At 71.9% G+C, this 20,465-nt stretch carries 17 protein-coding genes; 6 read left to right on the top strand and 11 right to left on the bottom strand.

The window, feature by feature from the left end; translation table 11 throughout:
* Positions 1–119 precede the first annotated feature (119 nt).
* On the top strand, positions 120–1,019 hold the full coding sequence (locus tag ASG32_RS20915) for an AraC family transcriptional regulator (RefSeq protein ID WP_056530262.1): 900 nt from the start codon (positions 120–122) through the stop codon (positions 1,017–1,019).
* Between the two features lie 51 nt (positions 1,020–1,070).
* On the opposite strand, the gene uraH is transcribed toward ASG32_RS20915, so the two are convergent.
* Positions 1,071–1,436 carry a hydroxyisourate hydrolase gene (gene uraH / locus ASG32_RS20910; protein WP_020094530.1) on the bottom strand — a complete coding sequence of 122 codons (366 nt, stop codon included), beginning with the start codon at positions 1,434–1,436 and terminating at the stop codon, positions 1,071–1,073.
* Positions 1,437–1,712: 276 nt separating this feature from the next.
* Here uraH and ASG32_RS20905 point away from each other — a divergent pair, with 276 nt between their 5' ends.
* From ASG32_RS20905 to uraD, 3 genes are read left to right on the top strand one after another with little or no spacing between them, the layout of a single operon-like run.
* Positions 1,713–2,978: a urate hydroxylase PuuD gene (locus tag ASG32_RS20905; RefSeq protein WP_056530259.1), complete on the top strand. Its 1,266-nt coding sequence runs from the start codon at positions 1,713–1,715 to the stop codon at positions 2,976–2,978.
* A 42-nt stretch (positions 2,979–3,020) separates the two neighbouring features.
* On the top strand, positions 3,021–3,977 hold the full coding sequence (gene puuE, locus ASG32_RS20900) for an allantoinase PuuE (protein ID WP_056530255.1): 957 nt from the start codon (positions 3,021–3,023) through the stop codon (positions 3,975–3,977).
* Positions 3,974–4,483, top strand: a complete 510-nt coding sequence (uraD, locus tag ASG32_RS20895; protein WP_056530252.1) for a 2-oxo-4-hydroxy-4-carboxy-5-ureidoimidazoline decarboxylase — start codon at positions 3,974–3,976, stop codon at positions 4,481–4,483. Before puuE ends, uraD begins: the two co-directional genes overlap by 4 nt.
* A 10-nt stretch (positions 4,484–4,493) precedes the next feature.
* Here uraD and ASG32_RS20890 read toward each other — a convergent pair whose 3' ends face one another.
* The 6 genes from ASG32_RS20890 to ASG32_RS20865 all read right to left on the bottom strand — a co-directional run bounded on the left by ASG32_RS20890 (position 4,494) and on the right by ASG32_RS20865 (position 12,823).
* Entirely contained in the window at positions 4,494–5,423 is a 930-nt protein-coding gene (locus ASG32_RS20890) for a LysR family transcriptional regulator (RefSeq protein ID WP_056530249.1), read from the bottom strand.
* A gap of 238 nt (positions 5,424–5,661) precedes the next feature.
* On the bottom strand, positions 5,662–6,678 hold the full coding sequence (locus ASG32_RS20885) for a hypothetical protein (RefSeq protein ID WP_107351980.1): 1,017 nt from the start codon (positions 6,676–6,678) through the stop codon (positions 5,662–5,664).
* Positions 6,679–6,703: 25 nt separating this feature from the next.
* On the bottom strand, positions 6,704–8,032 hold the full coding sequence (locus ASG32_RS20880) for a c-type cytochrome (RefSeq protein WP_056530246.1): 1,329 nt from the start codon (positions 8,030–8,032) through the stop codon (positions 6,704–6,706).
* 8 nt (positions 8,033–8,040) lie between these two features.
* Positions 8,041–8,586 carry a 2Fe-2S iron-sulfur cluster-binding protein gene (locus ASG32_RS20875; RefSeq protein WP_020094523.1) on the bottom strand — a complete coding sequence of 182 codons (546 nt, stop codon included), beginning with the start codon at positions 8,584–8,586 and terminating at the stop codon, positions 8,041–8,043.
* Entirely contained in the window at positions 8,583–11,420 is a 2,838-nt protein-coding gene (locus ASG32_RS20870) for a molybdopterin cofactor-binding domain-containing protein (RefSeq protein WP_056530243.1), read from the bottom strand. Before ASG32_RS20870 ends, ASG32_RS20875 begins: the two co-directional genes overlap by 4 nt.
* An 11-nt stretch (positions 11,421–11,431) precedes the next feature.
* Complete coding sequence (locus ASG32_RS20865) at positions 11,432–12,823, bottom strand: nucleobase:cation symporter-2 family protein (protein ID WP_056530240.1); 1,392 nt, start codon at positions 12,821–12,823, stop codon at positions 11,432–11,434.
* A 440-nt stretch (positions 12,824–13,263) separates the two neighbouring features.
* On the opposite strand from ASG32_RS20865, the gene ASG32_RS20860 reads away from it, so the two are divergent.
* Complete coding sequence (locus ASG32_RS20860) at positions 13,264–14,622, top strand: 8-oxoguanine deaminase (protein ID WP_056530235.1); 1,359 nt, start codon at positions 13,264–13,266, stop codon at positions 14,620–14,622.
* A 344-nt stretch (positions 14,623–14,966) separates the two neighbouring features.
* Here the strand turns inward: ASG32_RS20860 and bhcD are convergent, their stop codons facing one another.
* The 4 genes from bhcD to bhcA form a co-directional block, all read right to left on the bottom strand.
* Complete coding sequence (gene bhcD, locus ASG32_RS20855; protein WP_056530232.1) at positions 14,967–15,932, bottom strand: iminosuccinate reductase BhcD; 966 nt, start codon at positions 15,930–15,932, stop codon at positions 14,967–14,969.
* A gap of 145 nt (positions 15,933–16,077) precedes the next feature.
* Complete coding sequence (gene bhcC / locus ASG32_RS20850; RefSeq protein ID WP_026605150.1) at positions 16,078–17,241, bottom strand: 3-hydroxy-D-aspartate aldolase BhcC; 1,164 nt, start codon at positions 17,239–17,241, stop codon at positions 16,078–16,080.
* A gap of 13 nt (positions 17,242–17,254) precedes the next feature.
* A complete protein-coding gene (gene bhcB / locus ASG32_RS20845) occupies positions 17,255–18,214 on the bottom strand; it encodes a beta-hydroxyaspartate dehydratase BhcB (protein ID WP_056530229.1) in 960 nt (319 codons plus the stop codon).
* 11 nt (positions 18,215–18,225) lie between these two features.
* Positions 18,226–19,416 carry an L-aspartate--glyoxylate aminotransferase BhcA gene (gene bhcA, locus ASG32_RS20840; protein ID WP_056530226.1) on the bottom strand — a complete coding sequence of 397 codons (1,191 nt, stop codon included), beginning with the start codon at positions 19,414–19,416 and terminating at the stop codon, positions 18,226–18,228.
* A 188-nt stretch (positions 19,417–19,604) separates the two neighbouring features.
* Between bhcA and bhcR the strand changes: the two genes are divergently transcribed.
* Positions 19,605–20,465: an HTH-type transcriptional regulator BhcR gene (gene bhcR / locus ASG32_RS20835; protein ID WP_020094515.1), complete on the top strand. Its 861-nt coding sequence runs from the start codon at positions 19,605–19,607 to the stop codon at positions 20,463–20,465.

The following is a 20,465-nucleotide window of genomic DNA, read 5'->3' as shown; positions in this document are numbered from 1 at the left end:
TTCGTGAACAAGGCAGATGGACACGATAGATTCCGATTTATAGCTTCGTAGATCCGGACGCGCCGAGCGAATACGCGCTTCGATGGGCCCACGTTTAGGATCGGGAGCCGGGGCCAGCCATGTCGGAAACGCTGGAAAACTTGACCGATCTTCCGGAGGGCGGGCCGCGCAGCGCCGCCTCCGGCGACCTGCTGTCCCACGTGCTCGCGCAGATCCGCCTCACCGGGGACCGCGTCGAGTCCCGGCCGGTCGCGCCGGGCGAGCGCCTGGATCTGGATGCCGGCGCAGGCCACGTCCTCGTGGTGATCGCGGGCGCCCTCATACTCGAAGGCGACGGCGAGTCCCTCGCGGTCGGCGCCGGCGACCTGCTGTTCCTGCCTCGCGGCCTCGGAACCGGGCGGTTGGTCGCCGCCGAGGGCGCGGACGTCGTCGCCTGCCGGTTCTGGTTCGATCCCTACACGCTCCGCAGCATGATCGCGCTCCTGCCGAAGCAGATCTGCATCCGGCGCGAGGAGGGCGCCGGATGGCTCGACGGCCTCGTGCACTTCCTGCTGGTCGAGACGACCGACGCCGAACCCGGCGCGGCCCTGATGATCTCGCGCATCATCGACCTCGCGGTCATACGCACGCTGCGGACCTGGGTTCATCTCGGCCGGACGTCGGGGTGGCTGGCCGGCCTGGCCGATCCCCGCATCGCCCGCGCCCTCAAGGTCATGCACGAGAGGCCGCTGCAGCGCTGGAGCGTGGAGGCCCTGTCGGACGTCGCCGGCATGTCGCGGTCGAGCTTCTGCGAGCGGTTCAACGCGCTCGTCGGTCGCTCACCCCTGCGCTACCAGAACGAGTGGCGCCTGAACCTCGCGCGGGACATGCTCGCCGCGGGCGACGCCCGCGTCGGCGAGATCGGGCTGCGCGTCGGATACGAGTCGGAGGCGGCGTTCAGCCGGGCCTACAAGGCGCTGTTCGGCCACTCGCCCCGGGAGGCGACCGGTCGCGCCGCCGGGGCGCGGCCGGAAAGCTGAGTTCCGGCGCTCCGGCAGGCTCCGCCCGGGCCGATGCCGGCCGATCCCGTGTCAGCTCCCGCGATAGGTGGAGTAGCTCCACGGCGTGATGAGCAGCGGGACGTGATACTTGGCGTCCGGGTCCGAGACGCAGAAGCGCACCGGCACGCGGTCGAGGAACGGCCGCTCGGCGCCGGCACCCGTCCCGGCGAAATAGGCGCCGACGGCGAAGACGAGCTCGTAGGTCCCGGGCGTCAGGGCGTCGCCCGCGAGCAGGGGGGCGTCGGTCCGTCCGTCGCCGTTGGTCGTGGCCGACGCGACGGTCTCCCCGGTGCCGTCCCCGCTGCCGTCCCCGGCGAGGCGCCGGAGCTCGACGGTGACCCCGGCCGCCGGCTTGCCGGCGGCCGTGTCGAGGACGTGTGTCGAAAGATGGCCCATCGGCGTCCTCCCGGACGGAAAGGCCCGCGCCCGCGGCCCGAGGCGGGCGAAGGTCTGTCGGGCCGAAGGAGACGGTGGAGACGAGCACGGGGCGGGGGGCTCGGACAACCCGAAAAGCGTCCGGCATTTCCCGAATGATTTTGAAGGTCCTTGGCGCCGCGGCGGGTCGCTGCCGGCCGCGGTTCGGGGCACACCCGGGGTCGCGGCTCGGGCCGAACCACGAGCCGACATCGAGGCCGAACCCGGCCCCACGACAGATCGCGGAGGATCCGTCCCATGTATCCGATCCTGCACGAATGGGGCGGGTTCCTCATTCGATGGACCCACGTCGTCGCCGCGATCGCCTGGATCGGCGCGTCGTTCTACTTCATGCATCTCGACGCCAGCTTGCGCGCCATTCCGGCAATCCCGACCGGCAAGGGCGGCGAGGCCTGGGAGGTGCACGGCGGCGGCTTCTACCAGGTGCGCAAGTATCTCGTCGCGCCCGACCGGATGCCGGAGCACCTGATCTGGCACAAATGGCAATCCTACGCGACCTGGCTGTCGGGCTTCTCGCTGCTGTGCTGGGTCTATTACGGTCAGGCCGACCTCTACCTGATCGATCCGGCGGTCCGCGTGATCACGCCGATGACCGGGGCGGCCATCGGCCTCGGCGCCCTCGCCCTCGGCTGGCTGATCTATGACGGGCTCAACCGCTCGCCCCTGGCCAACCGGCCGCCGCTGCTCGCGGCCGCCGTGTTCCTCACGGTCGTCGCCTTCGCGTACGGCTTCCAGCAGGTCTTCTCGGGCCGGGCCGCGATGCTGCACACGGGCGCGGTGATCGCGACCTGGATGACCGGCAACGTGTTCTTCGTCATCATGCCCAACCAGCGCAAGGCGATCGCCGAGCTGGTCGCGGGCCGGGTCCCGAACCCCGCCTGGGGCAAGCAGGCGAAGAACCGCTCGTCCCACAACAACTACCTGACGCTGCCGGTGCTGTTCTTCATGCTGTCCGGCCACTACCCGATGGCGTGGTCCTCGCCCTACAGCTGGACCATCGTCGGCCTCGTGGTGATCGCGGGCGGCGTCGTCCGCCACTACTTCAACGTGCGCAATGCCGGCGGGGGCGACCGCTGGTGGACCTGGGGCGTCGCGACGGCCTGCGTGGCGGTGGCGGTCGCGATCAGCGTCGCCTCGTCGCCGGGCGCCCGCGAGCGGATCGGCCTGTCGGCCGCCGCCGAGGCAGCCCCGGCCCCGGCTCTGGCCCCGGCGATCAGCCTCGCGGCGGCCGGGACGGGCGCGCTCGAGGGCCCCGCGGTCGACGACGCCGTGATGGCCGTGGTCGGGACGCGCTGCGCCATGTGCCACGCCGCCGAGCCCCTGTGGCCGGGCCTGACGAGCCCGCCCAAGGGCGTGCTCCTCGACAGCCCCGAGCACGTCGCGCGCTTCGCGCCGGCCATCCGCCTGCAGGCCGTCCTGACCCACGCGATGCCGCCGAACAACATCACCGACATGCAGCCCGAGGAGCGCGCGGCGCTCGCCCGCTGGCTCGCCGCGCGATAACCGTCGGACCCCGTCTATTCGCGCCAACGCAGGATCCCGCCCGTGACCGCACCGGATACAGACGGCCCCCCGCGCGACTTCGTCGGCTACGGCGAGGCGCCGCCCGACGCCCGCTGGCCCGGCGGCGCCCGCGTCGCCGTCCAGTTCGTGCTGAACTACGAGGAGGGCGGCGAGCGCTCCGTCCTCGACGGCGACCCCCACGCCGAGATCTTCCTCTCCGAGATCGCCGGGGCCACGCCCTTCCCCGCGCGGCACATGAGCATGGAGAGCCTCTACGAGTACGGCGCGCGCGCGGGCGTCTGGCGGATCCTGCGCCTGTTCCGCGAGCGCGGCGTTCCCCTCACGGTCTTCGGCGTCGCGCAGGCGCTCGCCCGCAATCCGGCCGCCGTGGAGGCCTTTCTCCGCGACGGCCACGAGATCGCCGGCCACGGCTGGCGCTGGCTGCCCTACCAGGACGTCCCGGAGGCGATCGAGCGGGAGCACCTCGCCCGCGCGGTCGAGACGATCCGGAGCCTGACCGGCGAGACGCCGCTCGGCTGGTACACCGGCCGCGACAGCCCGAACACCCGGCGGCTCGTGGTCGAGCAGGGCGGCTTCCTCTACGATTCGGACAGCTACGCCGACGACCTGCCCTACTGGGTCCGCGTCGCCGGCCGGGACCACCTCGTGGTGCCCTACACCCTCGACACCAACGACATGCGCTTCTCGATCCCCGGCGGCTTCCCGTCGGGCGAGCAGTTCTTCGCGCACCTGCGCGACGCCTTCGACTGCCTCTACGAGGAGGGGGCGAGCGCCCCGAAGATGCTGTCGATCGGGCTGCATTGCCGCCTCGTCGGACGTCCCGCCCGCCTGCCGGCCCTCGCCCGGTTCCTCGACCACGTCCTGGCCCGTCCCGACGTCTGGGTGACCCGGCGGATCGACATCGCCCGGCACTGGGCGGCCCACCATCCTCCCGGCGCCCCGGCGGCGGGACCGACCCCGGAGAGGACAGGTTCGTGATCACCATCGCCGCGCTCAACGCGCTCGCGCGCGACGCCTTCGTGGACCTCCTCGCCGAGGTCTACGAGCACTCCCCCTGGGTCCCCGAGGCGGCCTTCGACCGCGGGCCCTTCGCGGCGTGCGCGGACCTGCACGCGGCGATGGAGGCGACGGTGGCGGGCGCCGACCGGGTCCGCCAGCTCGCCCTGCTGCGGGCGCATCCCGAACTTGCCGGGCGGGCCGCCCAGCGCGGCGAGCTCACCGCGCATTCCAGCCGCGAGCAGGCGGGAAGCGGATTGCTGGGCGGCCCCTCCCCCGCGGTGACGCGGCTGCAGGACCTCAACCGGGCCTACGCCGAGCGCTTCGGCTTCCCGTTCATCATCGCCGTCCGGGGCCTCGACCGCGACGCGATCCTCGCCCGGCTGGAGCAGCGGCTCGGCAACCCGCCGGAGACCGAGCGGGCCGAGGCCCTGCGGCAGGTCGGACGGATCGCCGCCCTGCGCCTGGAGGCCCTCGTCGCGGCCTGAGGCGGCCGCCTCAGACCGCCCGGCCGCCGACCAGGGCGAGCTGCTCGCTCACGTGCTGGCGCAGGGCCTCGTGCGTCATGTCGACGAAGGTCTTGGTCCGGGCCGACAGCATCTTGCGGGACGGGTAGAGCAGGCCGAGCGTCACGCTGGTCGGCGGGGTGTGCTCCAGGACCGGGACGAGCCGACCCTCGGCGAGGTGCGCCGCGACCTCGAACAGCGGCTTCAGGACGATGCCCTCGCCGGCCAGCGCCCAGGCGGTGAGCGTGTCGCCGTCGTCGGCGTCGATGTGCCCCGAGACCGGCAGGGTCACGGTCTCCTGCCCGTCGACCAGGGTCCAGCGGAACTGCTCGGCGCCGGGATAGCGCAGCAGCAGGCAATCGTGCTGCAGCAGGTCCGCCGGCTCGGCGGGCGCGGGGTGCTCGGCCAGGTAGGCCGGCGCCGCGCACAGGACCCGCTCGATCTCCGCGACCTTCCGCAGGGTGAAGGTGGAATCGCGCATCTGCGACAGGCGGACCGCGACGTCGACCGCCTCCTGCACGAGGTCGAGGAGGTGCTCCGACAGGCGCAGCCGGACATCGGTCTCGCCGTGGCGGTCGCGGAAGCGCGGCACGAGCGGCGCGACGACCCGGCGGCCGAGACCGAGCGGCGCCGTCACCTTCAGCACCCCGCGGGGCACCGCGCCCGCGGTCTCGACGCTCTTCTCCGCCTGCTCGACCGCCGCGGTGATGTCGAGGCAGCGGTCGTAGAAGATCCGGCCGGCCTCCGTGAGGCTCATGCGCCGCGTCGTCCGGGTGAGCAGGAGGCAGCCGAGATGCTCCTCCAGGGTCTGGATCCGGTAGCTCACCACCGACGGTGACAGCCGCAGCGAGCGGCCGGCGGCCGAGAAGCTCCCCGTCTCCGCCGAGCGCAGGAAGATGCGGATGCTTTCCAGGGAAATCATGAGCGGGGATCGTCAGGAGCAGTTCGGACCTGTCAACGGACTGTCCCGACAATGTGAACTCGGCGTCCGACCCGATCATCCTCCGCGGCGTGACGCTTCGGTCGGTGCAGCCCGCTCCGTCATTGCGAGCGCAGCGAAGCAACCCAGGGCTGCGGGACATCGGGGAACGTGGTGCCGGCTGGATTGCTTCGCTCCGCTCGCAACGACGGCGGAACCGATCTGATCGACCGAAACGGCATCAGAAGACGTGGAACGCGACGCCGGCGAGGAAGCTCTTCTCCTCGGTGCCCTTGAAGGTCGCGGTCTCGACGTTCCCGAACTTGTTGTGCCAGTACTGGAACCCGACGAAGACATCGACCTGGTTGGGCTGATCGTAGACGAGCTTGCCGAGATCGAGCACGAGGTTGGTGCGCGACAGGAATTCGAGCCCGCGGGGCGGGTTGAAGGCGAAGGCGGCCGGGTTGCTCACGCCCCGCCCCTTCGGCAGCACGATGTTGTTGAAGCCGACGAGGCTGAGCGGCAGCCCCGTGAAGGTCAGGGGAAAGTTGTAGACCAGCTCGAATTCCGGGACCGTGTCGAAGCTCTGGTCGCGGTCCGGCTGGAGATTGAACCCGTTCCGGTTCCACTCCTTGTAGGCTTGCACGGAGAGGTTGAGAAAGCCCGCCGGCACGTCGAAGGCGAAGTTCAGGCCGCCGACGATGTCGCGCTTCTTCGAGCCGAAGGCGTCGTTCTGGGCGTTGGCGTCGAAGCCGAAGGCGAGCGACACCTCCTTGACGAGGCCGGGAACGGTGAAGGCCTTCGTGCCCGTGAGCGCGTTGAGGCTCAGCGTGCCGCGATACAGCCCGTAGGCTTCGGTGTTGCCGTAATCGGCGAAGAACGGGGCGGCGACGGAGCCCGGCGCGTTGGTGGTGCCGGCCGGGAACTGGGAGCCGGACTTGAGGATGTCGAGGGAGAAGAAGTTCGTCCCGTAGGCCCAGGCATCGGCGTGGGAGATGTTCAGGATGTGCTTGGGCGCCGCGCGGGAGACGAAGCTGCCGTCGGGGCGCTGGATCTGGATTCCGGGCGAGACGGTGGGGAACTGGTAGCGGTAGCTGATCTGGGTGTCGGCGAAGAGGAAGAACGGGCCGTCCTCCACCACCGTCGTGGTCTCGGGCGCCACCGGCGCCGAGGAGGCCGTCCCGAGGTCTTGCGCCCCCGCCGCGCACGTCATCCCGAGCGGCAGCAGCGCGGCCGCGATCCGACAAGCCATGGTCATGTCCGCCCCCTCCTCCCGGCCGCCTTCAGTGCGAAGCGTCGGCCCGCAAACCCGCGCGCTGGCGCGCGACCTCGTCCGGCGTGACCGCCTGACCCTGCCCGCCCCACTCGGCCCGCATCCAGGTCGCGAGGTCGGCGAGCGCCGCGTCGTCGATCAGGGCGGCGAAGGGCGGCATGGCCTCCATCCGCTCGTTGCCCGGGAAGCGCTGCGCCGGGAGCCCGACGAGGATCGCCCGCAGGAGACCGCCCGCGCCCGCGACCCGCATCGCGGTGTTCGTCCGCAGCGGCACGGAGACGTGGGGGATCCCCTCCCCCGCCCCGCCGTGGCAGCCGGCGCAGAGGCCGGCGTAGCTGGCCCGACCCTGGGCCGCGACCGCCGCCGGGATCGCCGCGGGGGTGGCGGCGACCGGCGTCTCGGGCTCGGCCGGCAGGGCGTCACGGTCGAACAGGTAGGCGGAGAGCGCCGTGAGGTCGGCCTCGTCCATGTGCTGCGTCGAGAAATGCACGACGTCGAACATCTGGTGCGTCGCGCCGCCCTGGGCCGAGAGCCCCGTGCGCATGAAGTCGCGCAGGCCGTGCGGGGTGAAGCCCATCCGCGCGAGGCCCGCGGGCGTGATGTCGGGCGCCTCGACGCCCTCGATCGTGGCGCCGCGATAGACGGCGTCCGGGCGCATGGCCTGGATCACGGTGCGCGGCGTGTGGCACTCGCCGCAATGGCCGAGGGCGTCGGCGACGTAGCGGCCCCGGTTCCACAGGGGGGAGCGGCCCGGGTCGGGCGCGGCGACCGTGGCCGGCAGGCTCAGGAGGTTCCAGGCCGCCAGGGTCCAGCGCTGGTCGAACGGGAAGGCGAGGGTGTTGGCCCTGTTCTCCACCGCGACCGGCGCGCGGGTCATCAGGTAGGCGTAGAGGGCGTCGACATCCTCCGGCGTCAGGCCGCGATACGACGTGTAGGGCATCGCCGGGTAGAGGTGGCGGCCGCCCGGCGCGATCCCGTCGCGCAGGGCCCGGTGGAAGTCGGCGCGGCTCCAGCCGCCGATGCCCTGCGGGCTCGGCGAGATGTTGGTGGCGTGGATCGTGCCGAAGGGCGTCTCCAGGGGCAGTCCCCCCGCCCAGGAGGCGCCGCCCCGGGCGGTGTGGCAGGCGAAGCAGTCGGCCGCGGCGGCGACCTTGGCGCCGCGGGGGGCGAGGCCGCGCACGGCCTCCGCGCTCAGCGGGGTCTCGACGTCGCGCGCGACGACGCTGCGCTCCAGGGCGCCGGAGGCGACGAGGCCGGCCGCCGAGACGGCCACCGCGAGGGCGGCGGCGAGCCCGGCGCCGACGCGCCGCGCGGGGGTGGTGAGGGACGGGATCCGCACGGCGCGCCTCAGGCGGTCACGAGACCGGGGGTCGCCAGCACGAGGTCGCGCACCGCCTGATGGTAGCGGACGTAGCCCGTGCAGCGGCAGATGTGGCGGTCGAGCGCCTCGGTGACGACCCGCTCGACCTCGTCGCGGCGGATCGGCTCGCGGCGCAGGCGCTCGATCAGCACGCTCGCCCCGGTGACGAAGCCCGGCGTGCAGTAGCCGCACTGGAAGGCGAAATTCTCGATGAAGGCCTGCTGGACCGGCGAGAGCACGACGGTGCCGTCCGGCGCGGTGCGGGCATGGCCCTCGACGGTGCGGATGCTCCGCCCCTCGAACCAGTGCGCGCCGGTGATGCAGGCGCGGATCTCCCGCGGGCCGGCCGCCTCCTCCAGCATCACCGTGCAGGCGTGGCAGATGCCCTGCCCGCAGCCCATGCGGCTGCCGGTGAGGCCCAGCCACTCGTGCAGGACGTCGAGCAGGCTCGTGCCGACGGGGACGGGGATCGGACCGACCGCCGCGCCGTTCACGCGGAGCGAGAGGTCCTTGATCTCGATGGCGGCGCTCATGCCAGTGCCTCGCGGATGCGCTCGGGCCGGATGGGGAGTTCGTGGAAGCGGTGGCCGATCGCGTGCGCGACGGCGTTGGCCAGCGCCGGGACGACGGCGATCATCACGACCTCGGCGATGCCCTTGGGCGGGTCGGTCTCGGAGAGCGGCGGCAGGATCTCCACCGTCTGGTTCCACGGGGCCACGTCGCGGGCGCGCGGGAGCTCGTAGCGGTTCCAGTTCCACGTGCCGTCGCCGGGGCCGTCCTCGTAGAGGGGCAGCACCTCCTTGAGGGCGTGGCCGATCCCCATGGCGAGGCCGCCCTGCACCTGGCCGGAGACCAGCTCGGGCACGATCTGGCGGCCGCACTCGAGGATCGAGTGGTGGGACAGGATCGTCACGTCGCCGCTGGCGGTGTCGACCGCGACCTCCGCCAGGGTGGCCATCGGCGCGTAGTAGGTCGTGCCGACATTGTTGCGCTGGGTCGGCGGGTAGAAGACCGCCGCCCGGGGCACGAAGTGCCAGCCCGCATCCGCCATCAGGGCGCGGCGCTCGGGCGGGGCCCCGGCGCCGTAGCGCACCGCCAGGGCGTCGATCGGCAGGCGCGTCCGGCCCGTTGCGGGCAGGTCGAACTCGGCCTCGGCCCATTGCCAGCGGTTGAAGGTGTGGAGGGTCACGCCCACCGGCAGCCCGAGCCGGTGCGCCTCGGCGGCCACCGCCTCCAGGGACAGCGGCGGCAGGCCGCCGCCCAGCACTTGCCCGTCCACCAGCCGCAGCTCGTCGCGGGCGACCACGTGGTAGGAAGCCAGCGCCCCGCCGCCGCCGCCCCGCGCCCAGAGCGCGCGGGCGGCGGGCCAGACGGCGTGGTCGACGAGGAACCGCGCGGCCGTCCGGGTGGCGTGGCCGAGGTAGTAGGCGGAGTTGGTCGCGCTCATCGGCGAGGTGAAGCGCGGGGTCCAGCGGGGGTTCTGCGCCCGGCGGTCCTCCTCTTCCTGGGGCGTCGTGTAGGGCTGGTCGGAGGTCTCCAGCGGCATCTCGGGCCAGCGCACCACGCCGAACGCGGTCTCCGAAGGCACTCGGCCGAGGATCTCGGCCACCATGACCGCCTGCGAGGTGGTGACGCCCGGGCCCATCTCGTGGGCGACGTGGCGCAGGCTCAGGCGGCCCTGCGGGTCGAGCTCCAGCGACGCGACCGCCGCCTCGGCGCCCGTGCCGTAATCCTTGTGCACCTGCGCGAAGCCGACGCCGTAGCGGCGGCCGGGATGGGCGGCCTCGTAGGCGGCCTTGCGCGTCGCCCGGTCCCGCCAGAGCGGGTGCGCGGCGGCCTTCGTCAGGATCTCCGCGTTGCGCAGCGCCCCGGCCGGGACCGCGCCCTGGCTGTTGCGCTGGCCCGAGCGGAGCACGTTGCGCAGGCGCAGCTCGATCGCGTCGATGTCGAGGAGCGCTGCCGCCTCGTCGACCATCATCTCGGTGGCCGACATCGTCTGGAGCGTGCCGAAGCCCCGGGTCGATCCGGCCTCCACGGCCCGCGAGGCCAGGGCGATCGCCTGGAAGTCGCTCTTCGGCAGGTAGTAGATCGACTGCGCCGCGGTGGCGCCGACGAAGGAGACCGCGACGGAGTAGTTGGGGCGCCCGCCGCCGTCGCAGGCGAAGCGCCCGGTCATGGCCCGGAACCGGCCGCTGGCCCGGTCCACCAGCAGGACGTTGTCCATGCGGAAGGCGTGGCGCTTCAGCCCGTTCTGGAACTGCTCGAACCGGTCGTTGGCGAGGCGCACCGGCCGGCCGCCCGCGTAGAGCGCGGCCACGACGCAGAGGAACGGGAAGATGTGGTGGTCCTTCGTCCCGTACCCGACCGTGTAGCCGACCTTGAGATCGACCTCCCTGAGCGGGAACCGGGATTTCGAGACCAGCGCGGCGGCGGCCTCGGCCACGTCGTAGGGCGACTGCGTCGCCATCATCAGGCGCAGCGTGCCGGCGGCCGGATCGTACCAGACGTTGCCGTTGTCGGCCTCCATGGCCGAGGCGTCCGTCGACTGCGACCGGTAGGTCCGCCGCATCACCAGGGCGTCCGCGCCGGCGCCGTCGATCTCGGCCGCGATGGCGGCGGCCGCCGCCATGCCCCGGGCGAAGGGGCCGTCGTCGCCGGCCTTCGGCCAGGCGGGCTCGTCCCCGGAGAAGCCGGCGAAGATCGGGGACTGCGCGAACGGCGAGAACCGGTCGGGCGCGTCCGGCGCGTCGCCCTCGATCCGCACCCAGCGCGAGGCGCCGTAGTGGGCCGGCGGCCTGGGACCGGTCTCGGCGCCGTACTGCACGACGTCGTCGGCGAAGCGCAGGGCGCGCTTGGCCGCGGCGAAGCGCGGGAAGTCGGCGTAGATCAGGATCGCCACCGGCTGCCCGAGCAGGCGCGGCGTCTCGCCCTGCGGCACGAGGAACCAGTCGCCGAAGAAGTCGGCGTGCGGGACCGAGACCCCGTCCGCCACCAGGTCCTCGTGCCGGACGATCCGGTCCGGCCGCAGGGCGGCCGGGAGCCGCGACAGGTCGAGGCCGGTGAAGCGGCGGTCGGCGCGGGTCGCCGCGACGAGGAAGGCGTGGGCTTGGCCGTCGGGCCAGCCGGCGAGGTCGCGGGCCCGGTAGTCGCGGGAGAAGGTCTTGGTGCCCGTGACCTTGGCGACGGCGTCGAGGCGGTAGCGGGGCCGGCCCGGCGCGGCCCACGGGGAGCCGGCGGACAGGCCGGTCTCGGCGAGCTGCGCCCGGGCCGGGGGCGCCAGGAAGGAGACCTTCACGGCGACGCCCGCCGCCGCGCCGGCCTTCAGGAAGTGGCGCCGCGAGAGCGCCTTGATGGTCTCGGCCGACATGGCTTCTCCCCTCAGGCCCGGTCCAGGACGGCCGCGTGCGGGAAGGCGGGCTCCGCGTCGGCGACGCGGTGCTCGGCCCCGGCACCGAGACGGTCCGAGTTCAGCAGCAGGTTGAGGACGATCGCCCCGATGGCGCCGAGGGTGATCCCGCTGTGCAGGATCGGCCCGGCCCAGTCCGGCGCCGTGGCGGCGAAGAGCTTGGGCGCCGCCATCGGGATCAGGCTCAGGCCGATGCTGACCGCGACGACGATCTGGTTCCGGCGATCCCCGAGATCGGCGCCGCCCACGATCTTGAGGCCCGCCGCCGCGACCATGCCGAAGATCACGATGCCGGCGCCGCCGAGCACGGCCGGCGGGATCGACGCCACCGCGAAGGCGACCTTGGGCAGGAGGCTGACGCCCAGGATGATGAAGCCCGCCGCGACCGTGACGTAGCGGCTGCGCACCCGCGTCATGTTCACGAGGCCGACGTTCTGGGAGAACGAGGTGTGCGGAAAGGTGTTGAGGCAGCCCGCGATCAGCGTCGAGAGCGAGTCCGCCATCAGGCCGCGGGTCAGGGTCCGCTTGTCCACCGGGCGCCCGACGATGTCGCCCACCGCCAGGAACATGCCGGTCGACTCGACCAGCGTGACCATCATGACGATGCACATCGCCGCCACGGCCGTCAGGTGGAAGGTCGGCCAGCCGAAGTGGAACGGCGTGACGAGGGCGATGAGCGGGCGCTCGGCCAGCCCGTCGAGGCGGAACAGGCCGAGCGGCCAGGCGAGGCACAGGCCCGCGACGAGGCCTATTAGCACGGCGACGTTGGCGACGAAGCCGGTGGCGAAGCGGCTGACCACCAGGATCACCGCCAGGACGAAGGCCGCGACGCCGAGATGGACCGGGGCGCCGAAATCGGCGGCCCCGAAGCCGCCGCCCGCCCAGTTGATCCCGACCGGCAGCAGCGTGACGCCGATGATCAGGATGACCGTGCCGGTGACCAGCGGCGGGAAGAAGCTCGCGAGCCTGGAGAAGAACGGCCGGAGCAGCAGGCCGAACACGCCCGCCCCGATGGTCGCGCCGAAGATGCCCGGCAGGCCGATCGTCGGATCCTGCGCCATCGCCACCATCGGGCCGACCGCCGCGAAGCTGACGCCCATGATGACCGGCAGGCGGATGCCGAAGATCCCCAGGCCGAGGGACTGGATCAGGATCGCGATGCCCGTCACCAGCAGGTCGCAGTTGATCAGGTAGGCGACCGTCTCGGTCGGCAGGTTCATCGCCGCGCCGAGGATGAGCGGCGGCGCGACCGCCCCCGCGCTCATCACGAGCACGTGCTGCATGCCGTAGGCGAGGAGCCTGGGAAGGGGCGGGATCGCGTCGACCGCGTCCACCTCGCGCGTTGTCCTGTCGTGAGACGTCATGGGCGTGTCCTCCGCCAGCCGGGACCTGTCGAGGCGTCGTCCCGTGATGGTGTCGTCGGGGACCCGGCAGCGGTGGCCGGACCTCTTCCGGGTCCGGGCCGCCAGGAGCGGGTGTGGGGCCAGTCGCAGGGTGGGCCGTGGCGGCACGCCCGGGGGCGGGGGAGCGGGCTCTCGGCGGCCGCTCCGGGGTCATGCGCTGCCGACTTGGCTGGCTCTCAAACCTTGCATGGCTGGCCGCGAATGCCATGCCGGGATTTCGGAAGCAGTTTGCGAAAAATCGCCAAGGTGACCGGTGGCGGCTGCCGTATGCTGCGGCCCGCTGACGGCCCCGAGACGGTGCGCCCGGCACGGCGTTCCTGCTGCCAGAGGGCGGCATCTGGCCGTGGGGAGGCGTCGCGGCCCGTCCGGCGCGACCTCCAGGGCGCACCCGGAGAGACGCAATGACCTCCCTGCTGCTGACGAACGCCGACATCCTGGTGACGATGGACGCGCAGCGCCGGGAGATTCCCGGCGGCGCGGTCTACGTGGAGGACAACCGCATCGTCGCCGTCGGCCCCGCCGCCGAGGTGCCGCAGCGGGCCGACACCGTCCTCGACATGCGCGGCCACGCGGTGATGCCGGGCCTCGTGAACACCCACCACCACATGTACCAGACGCTCACCCGCGCGGTGCCGGCCGCGCAGGACGCCGAGCTGTTCGGCTGGCTGAAGGCGCTCTACCCAATCTGGGCCCGGCTCACGCCCGAGATGGTCCGCGTCTCGACGCAGACCGCGATGGCGGAGCTGATCCTCTCGGGCTGCACCACGTCGAGCGACCACCTCTACATCTACCCGAACGGCTGCCGGCTCGACGATTCCATCGAGGGTGCCGAGGAGATCGGCATGCGCTTCCACGCCGCCCGCGGCGCGATGAGCGTCGGGGAGAGCGCGGGCGGACTCCCGCCGGACTCGGTCGTCGAGGACGAGGCGGCGATCCTCGAAGACACGCGCCGTCTGATCGAGCGCTGGCACGATCCGGAGCGCTTCGCCATGCGCCGGATCGTGGTGGCGCCCTGCTCACCGTTCTCGGTCAGTCGCGGCCTGATGCGCGATGCCGCCGAGCTGGCCCGGCACTACGGCGTCTCGCTCCACACCCACCTCGCGGAGAACGACGACGACGTCCGCTACAGCCTGGAAAAATTCGGGATGACGCCGGCGGAGTACGCCGCCGACCTGGGCTGGACGGGCCCCGACGTGTGGCACGCCCACTGCGTCAAGCTCGACCGCGCCGGCATCGCGCTGTTCGGCCGGACCGGGACCGGGGTGGCGCACTGCCCCTGCTCCAACATGCGCCTCGCCTCGGGCATCGCGCCCATCCGGCAGATGCGGTGCGAGGGCGTGCCGGTCGGGCTCGGCGTCGACGGCTCGGCCTCCAACGACGGGTCGCACATGCTGGGCGAGGCGCGGCAGGCCATGCTGCTCGCCCGCGTCGGCTTCGGGCCGGCGGCCATGACCGCGCGGGAGGCGCTGGAGATCGCGACGCTGGGCGGCGCGAAGGTGCTGAACCGGGACGATATCGGCGCGCTGGCCCCCGGCATGGCGGCCGACATCGTCGCCTTCGACCTGCGCGGCCTCGGTATGGCGGGGGCGCTGCACGACCCCGTCGCCGCCCTCACCTTCTGCGCGCCGCAGACGGTGGCCTGGAGCGTCATCAACGGGAAGATCGTGGTCCGCGAGGGCCGCCTGACGACCCTCGACACCGGGGCGCTGGCCGCCCGCCACAACGCCCTCGCGGCGGCCCTGGTGCGCGGCGAGGCTTAGGCCGGCCCATCCTCCCCGGCCGAGGAGCTCGTGGATTCGAACATCGGGGTCGGCGGCGCAGCTTCAGGATCGGGCGCGCGTCCCGATCAGCGTCAATGTCCGCTGGAGATTTGAGAAGATCCTGGCACGCAGAGATGGAGGCTGGATTAATGCCCTCTTATAATCTCTTCGATTGATAATTCATGCGCGGCCGTCTTTGCGAGCGGAGCGAAGCAACACAGAGCCGCGCAATGTCTGTAAAGGTCGCGCGACCCTGGGTCACTTCGCTTTGCTCGTGATGACGGCGAGGAATGCGTCGATCGCAGCATCCGGCCGGAAAATGTATTACCTTCGGGTCGAGCCTGTCAGACATCCACCTCCGTCGCCAGCCCCTTGGCCACCGCGCGGTCGACCGCCACCGCGGCGACCGCGAGGTCCTGCAGCCCGACCCCGGTGCCGTCGAACAGGGTGATCTCGGACTCCGAGACGCGGCCGGGGTGATCGCCGTTGATCACCGCCCCGATCTCCACGATGGAATCCGCGGCGAGGAGCCCCCGCGTGACGGCGTGCTGCGCCTCGCCGATGCTGACCGACTGCGCGACCTCGTCGGTGAAGACCGTCGCGCCCGCGAGCAGTTCGGCCTCCACCTCCTGCTTGCCGCGCGTGTCCGTCCCCATGCAGGCGAGGTGCGTGCCCGGCCGGACCTGCGCGGCCTTCAGGATCGGCGCGAACGAGGACGTGATCGTCACGACGACGTCGGCCTCGGCCCCGAGCCGGTCGAGGTCGACCGCCTCGAACGGCACGCCGTGCTCCCGCGCCACCGCCTCCATCCGGCCGAACATGCCGGGATGCAGGTTCCACGCGAGGACCCGCTCGAACGGCCGCTGCGCCAGCGCGGCGCGCAGCTGGAACGCCGACTGGTGGCCCGCGCCGATCATGCCCAGCACCCGCGCATCTTTGCGGGCGAGGTGCCGGACGGAGATGGCGCAGGCCGCGGCCGTGCGCAGCGCGGTGAGGAGGTTCCCTCCGACGACGGCCCGGCAGCGGCCGGTATCGGCGTCGAACAGGAACACCGTCGACTGGTGGTTGGTCAGGCCCTTCGCGGCGTTGCCGGGCCAGAAGCCGCCGGCCTTGAGGCCGAGCGCGAGGCTGTCCCGGTCGAAGCCCGACTTGAAGCCGTAGAGCGCGTCGGCGTGGCCGATGGCTTCCCGGACGACCGGGAAGTTTCCGGCTCGCCGCCGCGCCATGGAGGCGAAGACCTGTTCGACGGCGGTAAAGCACTCCGCCTCGGTCAACAGCCCGTCGATCGCGTGCTCGGGAACGATGATCATCGCGGATGTGTCCTCAATTCGTGAGCCGGCATGTCGCCCCCGTCATCGCGGGCGTCGCGAAGCGACCCAGGGCAGCGGGCCCCGTCGAGGCGCGTCCCCGGATCGCTGCGCCGCGCTCGCGATGACGGACGGTGTGCAGGGTGCGTCAGTAGGCCTTGCCGCGGGCCGAGACCGGCCAGAGCGTCTCGACCCGGCCGTTGCGGACGCCGACATACCAGTCGTGGACGTTGCAGGTCGGATCGCAGTGGCCGGGGACGAGGCGCAGACGGTCGTTGACCTTCAGCCGGCCCTCGGGATCCTCGATCACCCCGTGCTCGTCCGAGCACTTGATGTATTTCACGTCGTCGCGGCCGAAGACGAAGGGCAGGCCGGAATCGACCGACTGCACCTTCAGGCCCGCGTCGCAGATCGCCTTGTCGGCCTTGGCGTGGCTCATCACGCTGGTGAGGATGAACAGGGCGTTCTGCCACTCGCCCGCGTCGATGCGCTTTCCGTCCCGGTCGCGGATACGCCCGTAATCGGCGTCCATGAACGCGTAGCTGCCGCATTGCAGCTCGTTGTAGACGCCGGATCCCGCCTCGAAATAGTAGCTGCCGGTGCCGCCGCCGCTGACGAGTTCCGGCTCGAGGCCCTCCCGGTTCAGCGCCGCGACGGCGTCGCGCACCTGGGCGATGGCCGCGTCGAGCTTGGCCCGCCGCTCCTCGTAGCCGTCGATGTGCTGCATGGCGCCCTGGTAGGCCTGGAGGCCCGCGAAGCGCAGGTTCGGCGCGGCCGCGACGGCCTGGGCGATCGCCACCACCTCGGGGGTCGTCCGCACGCCGCAGCGGCCGGCGCCGCAATCGATCTCGACGAAGCAGTCGAGCTGCGTGCCGTGCCGCTGCGCCGCCGCCGAGAGGTCGGCGACGTTCGCCACGTCGTCGAGGCAGACGATGATGCGGGCGCCGTGCAGCGGCAGCCGCGCCAGCCGGTCGATCTTGCCGGGGTCGCGCACTTGGTTCGAGACCAGGATATCCTTGATGCCCGCTCGGGCGAAGACTTCCGCCTCCGAGACCTTCTGGCAGCAGACGCCGCAGGCGCCGCCGAGGCTCTGCTGAAGCTTCAGGATATCGACGGACTTGTGCATCTTGCCGTGGGCGCGGTGGCGCATCCCGTGCGCCTTGGCGTAGTCGCCCATCTTGCGGATGTTGCCTTCCAGCGCGTCGAGATCGACGATCAGGCAGGGCGTCTGGATCTCGTCCTCGCGCATACCGGGCAGCGCGGGGACGTCGAAGCCGACTTCGAGATCGGCGGATCGGGCGTTCATGTGCATCGTGGGCCTCCCGTTATTGCCAGGGCAGCGCGTCGAGATCGACGTTCCCGCCCGTGATGATCACGCCCACCCGCTTGTTCGCGAAGACGGGGCGATTCTTCAGCACTGCCGCCAGGGCGACGGCGCTGGACGGCTCCATGACGATCTTCAGCCGCTTCCAGATCAGCTGCATCGCCGCGACGATCTCGGCCTCGGAGACCGTGAGGATATCCGCGACGTGGTGGCGGACGAAGTGCCAGGTGAGGTCCTTCAGCGGCACCTTGAGCCCGTCCGCGACCGTCACCGGCGCGTCGTCGGCGATGATCCGCCCGGCCTTCAGGCTGCGATGGGCGTCGTCGGCCTGCTCGGGCTCCGCCGCGTAGACGGCGATGTGCGGGGCGAGCCCGGCCAGCGTCAGGCAGGTGCCCGACACCATGCCGCCGCCGCCGATCGGGGCGATCACCGCGTCGAGATCCGGGACCTGCGCGATCAGCTCGCGGGCGCAGGTCGCCTGCCCGGCGATGACGCGGGGATCGTTGTAGGGATGCACGAACTCCGCGCCGGTCTCGGCGACGACCTCGGCGAACACGGCCTCGCGCGATGAGGTGGACGGCTCGCACTCCACCACCCGGCCGCCGTAGCCGCGCACGGCGTCCTTCTTCGCCTGGGGCGCGGTGCGCGGCATCACCACCGTGCAGGGGATGCCGCGCCGGCCCGCCGCGTAGGACAGGCAGGTGCCGTGGTTGCCCGACGAGTGGGTCGCCACGCCCCGGGCAGCCTGCGCGTCGGTGAGGCTGAAGACGGCGTTCGAGGCGCCCCGCGCCTTGAAGGCGCCGGCCTTCTGCAGGTTCTCGCACTTGAAGAACAGCTGCGCGCCGGCCGCTTCGTCGATGATCCGCGAGGTCAGGACCGGCGTCTCGTGGATGTAGGGCCGGATGCGCTCGTGGGCGGCCAGGACGTCGTCGAGGGTGGGCGTGATCAGGGCGCTTTCCATGGCGCGCCCCCTCAGGCGGCGGCGCGCAGGGCGGCGGCCGGGGCGCGGCGGTACACCGCCTGCGCGGCCGCGACCCCCGATCCCAGCGCGATGCGCAGGCCGAGATCGGCCATCGCCATCTCGGCGGCGGCGATCCCCGACAGCGCCATCACATCCGTGAGGCTGCCGAGGTGGCCGATGCGGAAGACCTTCCCGGCGACCTCGCCGAGGCCCACCCCGAAGGCGACGTCGTAGTGGCGCGCCGCGTGGGTGACGATCCGCGTGGCGTCGAAGCCCTCCGGGGTGCGGATCGCGCTCACCGTGTCCGAGTAGAGGTCCGGGCGCGCGGCGCAGAGTTCCAGGCCCCAGGCGGCGACGGCGGCGCGGATCCCGTCCGCGATGCGGCGGTGCCGGGCGAAGACGGTCTCGAGCCCCTCGGCCAGGAGCAGCTCCGTCGACAGCTTCAGGCCGTTCAGGAGCCCGACCGCCGGCGTGTAGGGATAGGCGCCATTGGGGTAGCCCTTCGCCATGTCGCGGATGTCGAAATAGGTCCGCGGCAGCGTCGCCGTCGCCGTGGCGGCCATGGCCTTGGGCGAGAACGCCACGATGGCGAGGCCCGCGGGCAGCATGAAGCCCTTCTGCGAGCCCGTCACGGCGACATCGACGCCCCACTCGTCCATGCGGAAATCCATGGACGCGATCGAGCTGACGCCGTCGACCAGCAGCAGAGCCGGGTGGTTGCTGGCATCCAGCGCGCGGCGCACGGCGGCGACGTCCGAGCGGACGCCGGTCGCCGTCTCGTTGTGCGTGACGAGCACGGCCCGGATGCGGTGCGCCTTGTCGGCCGCGAGGGCCTCGGCGAAGCGATCTGCCGGAAGCCCCTCGCCCCACGGGGCTTCGATCATCCGGACATCAAGGCCGTGGCGGCGCGTCATGTCGATCCAGCGGTGGCTGAACATGCCGTGGCGCGCCGCCAGCACCGTGTCGCCGGCGCTGAGCGTGTTGGAGAGCGCGGTCTCCCAGCCGCCCGTCGCCGTCGACGGGAAGATGAACACCTCGGCGTCCTCGCTCTTCAGGACCTTCTTCACGCCGGCGAGCGCCGGATGAAGGATCTGCGCGAACAGCGGCGACCGGTGATCCAGCGTCGGCATGTCGGCCGCGCGGCGAAGCACTTCCGGCATATTGGTCGGGCCGGGAATGAAGACGGGATTCTGTGCGAACATCGGCGGCGCTCTCCTCCAATACGGGAACGATAGCACCGCCGACACCGTATTGATATTTTCTTGAAAAACTTTTTCATCGACGAGTGAAGCGCAAAAAGACACGCTGTGGCAACGTCTTACCTTTTTCCGTTGTGAGAAAAATTTTTCCATCCTAGGAATCGCGCGGGATCGGCGAAGGCGAGGACGCCATGGATTCGGGAAACCGGCGGCGCGGGCGGCCGAAGGGGTTCGGAGGCGCCAAGCCGGCGGCGACCATCCAGGCGCTTGACCGCGCCCTCGATGTCCTCGACGTCCTGGCGGGCGGCGACGGGCTGACGCTCTCGGAACTAGCCGGCAGGCTCGAGCAATCCGTGGCGACCATGCACCGGGTCCTCGCGACGCTCGAGCGCCGCGGCCTCGTCGAGATCAGCGCCGACAAGCAGGAGTGGCACGTCGGTGCGGAGGCCTACCGGCTCGGATCGGCGTTCCTGCGCCGCCACAACGTCGTCGAGCGGAGCCGGTCGATGATGTGGACGCTGATGCAGGAGACGGGCGAGACCTCCAATCTCGGCGTCGAGAAGGACGGCAACGTCCTGTTCGTCAGCCAGGTGGAGACCCACGAGACGATCCGCGCCTTCTTCCCGCCGGGCTCCCTGTCGCCGTTGCACGCGTCGGGCATCGGGAAGGCTCTGCTGAGCACCTACGCGCCGGCCCGGACCGAGCGCCTGTTCCGGGGAAAGACCTTCGCGCGGTTCACCGACAAGACCATCGGCTCACTGGACCAGCTGCGCGACGACGTCGAGGCGACCCGCCGCCGGGGCTACGCGATCGACGACGAGGAGCGGAGCATCGGGATGCGCTGCGTCGCCGCCCCGATCCTCAACGTCCACGGCGAGGCTATCGCGGGGATCTCGGTGTCGGGGCCGACGCACCGGCTGTCCGACGAGAAGCTGCGCGCGATCGGCGAGCGGGTGCGGAGAGGCGCCGCCGCGGTCTCGCGCGCCCTCGGCGCGCCCGCCGCGACGATGACCGCGACGCCCGACGCGCCGGGCGAGCCTGACCAGGACTGA

It is taken from the genome of Methylobacterium sp. Leaf361 (genome assembly GCF_001424445.1).
Classification (GTDB): domain Bacteria; phylum Pseudomonadota; class Alphaproteobacteria; order Rhizobiales; family Beijerinckiaceae; genus Methylobacterium.
The sequence above is the reverse complement of the archived record's forward strand: the minus strand, read 5'-3'. Positions and strand labels throughout refer to the sequence as shown.

Excerpts from the sequence above, each read along its gene's own strand:
- ASG32_RS20915 (WP_056530262.1), top strand. The coding sequence starts at position 120 with ATGTCGGAAACGCTGGAAAACTTGACCGATCTTCCGGAGGGCGGGCCG.
- ASG32_RS20890 (WP_056530249.1), bottom strand. The coding sequence starts at position 5,423 with ATGATTTCCCTGGAAAGCATCCGCATCTTCCTGCGCTCGGCGGAGACG.
- ASG32_RS20870 (WP_056530243.1), bottom strand. The coding sequence starts at position 11,420 with ATGTCGGCCGAGACCATCAAGGCGCTCTCGCGGCGCCACTTCCTGAAG.
- bhcC (WP_026605150.1), bottom strand. The coding sequence starts at position 17,241 with ATGCACATGAACGCCCGATCCGCCGATCTCGAAGTCGGCTTCGACGTC.
- uraH (WP_020094530.1), bottom strand. The coding sequence starts at position 1,436 with ATGGGCCATCTTTCGACACACGTCCTCGACACGGCCGCCGGCAAGCCG.
- bhcB (WP_056530229.1), bottom strand. The coding sequence starts at position 18,214 with ATGGAAAGCGCCCTGATCACGCCCACCCTCGACGACGTCCTGGCCGCC.
- ASG32_RS20875 (WP_020094523.1), bottom strand. The coding sequence starts at position 8,586 with ATGAGCGCCGCCATCGAGATCAAGGACCTCTCGCTCCGCGTGAACGGC.
- ASG32_RS20860 (WP_056530235.1), top strand. The coding sequence starts at position 13,264 with ATGACCTCCCTGCTGCTGACGAACGCCGACATCCTGGTGACGATGGAC.
- bhcR (WP_020094515.1), top strand. The coding sequence starts at position 19,605 with ATGGATTCGGGAAACCGGCGGCGCGGGCGGCCGAAGGGGTTCGGAGGC.
- ASG32_RS20865 (WP_056530240.1), bottom strand. The coding sequence starts at position 12,823 with ATGACGTCTCACGACAGGACAACGCGCGAGGTGGACGCGGTCGACGCG.
- bhcD (WP_056530232.1), bottom strand. The coding sequence starts at position 15,932 with ATGATCATCGTTCCCGAGCACGCGATCGACGGGCTGTTGACCGAGGCG.
- bhcA (WP_056530226.1), bottom strand. The coding sequence starts at position 19,416 with ATGTTCGCACAGAATCCCGTCTTCATTCCCGGCCCGACCAATATGCCG.
- ASG32_RS20905 (WP_056530259.1), top strand. The coding sequence starts at position 1,713 with ATGTATCCGATCCTGCACGAATGGGGCGGGTTCCTCATTCGATGGACC.
- ASG32_RS20885 (WP_107351980.1), bottom strand. The coding sequence starts at position 6,678 with ATGACCATGGCTTGTCGGATCGCGGCCGCGCTGCTGCCGCTCGGGATG.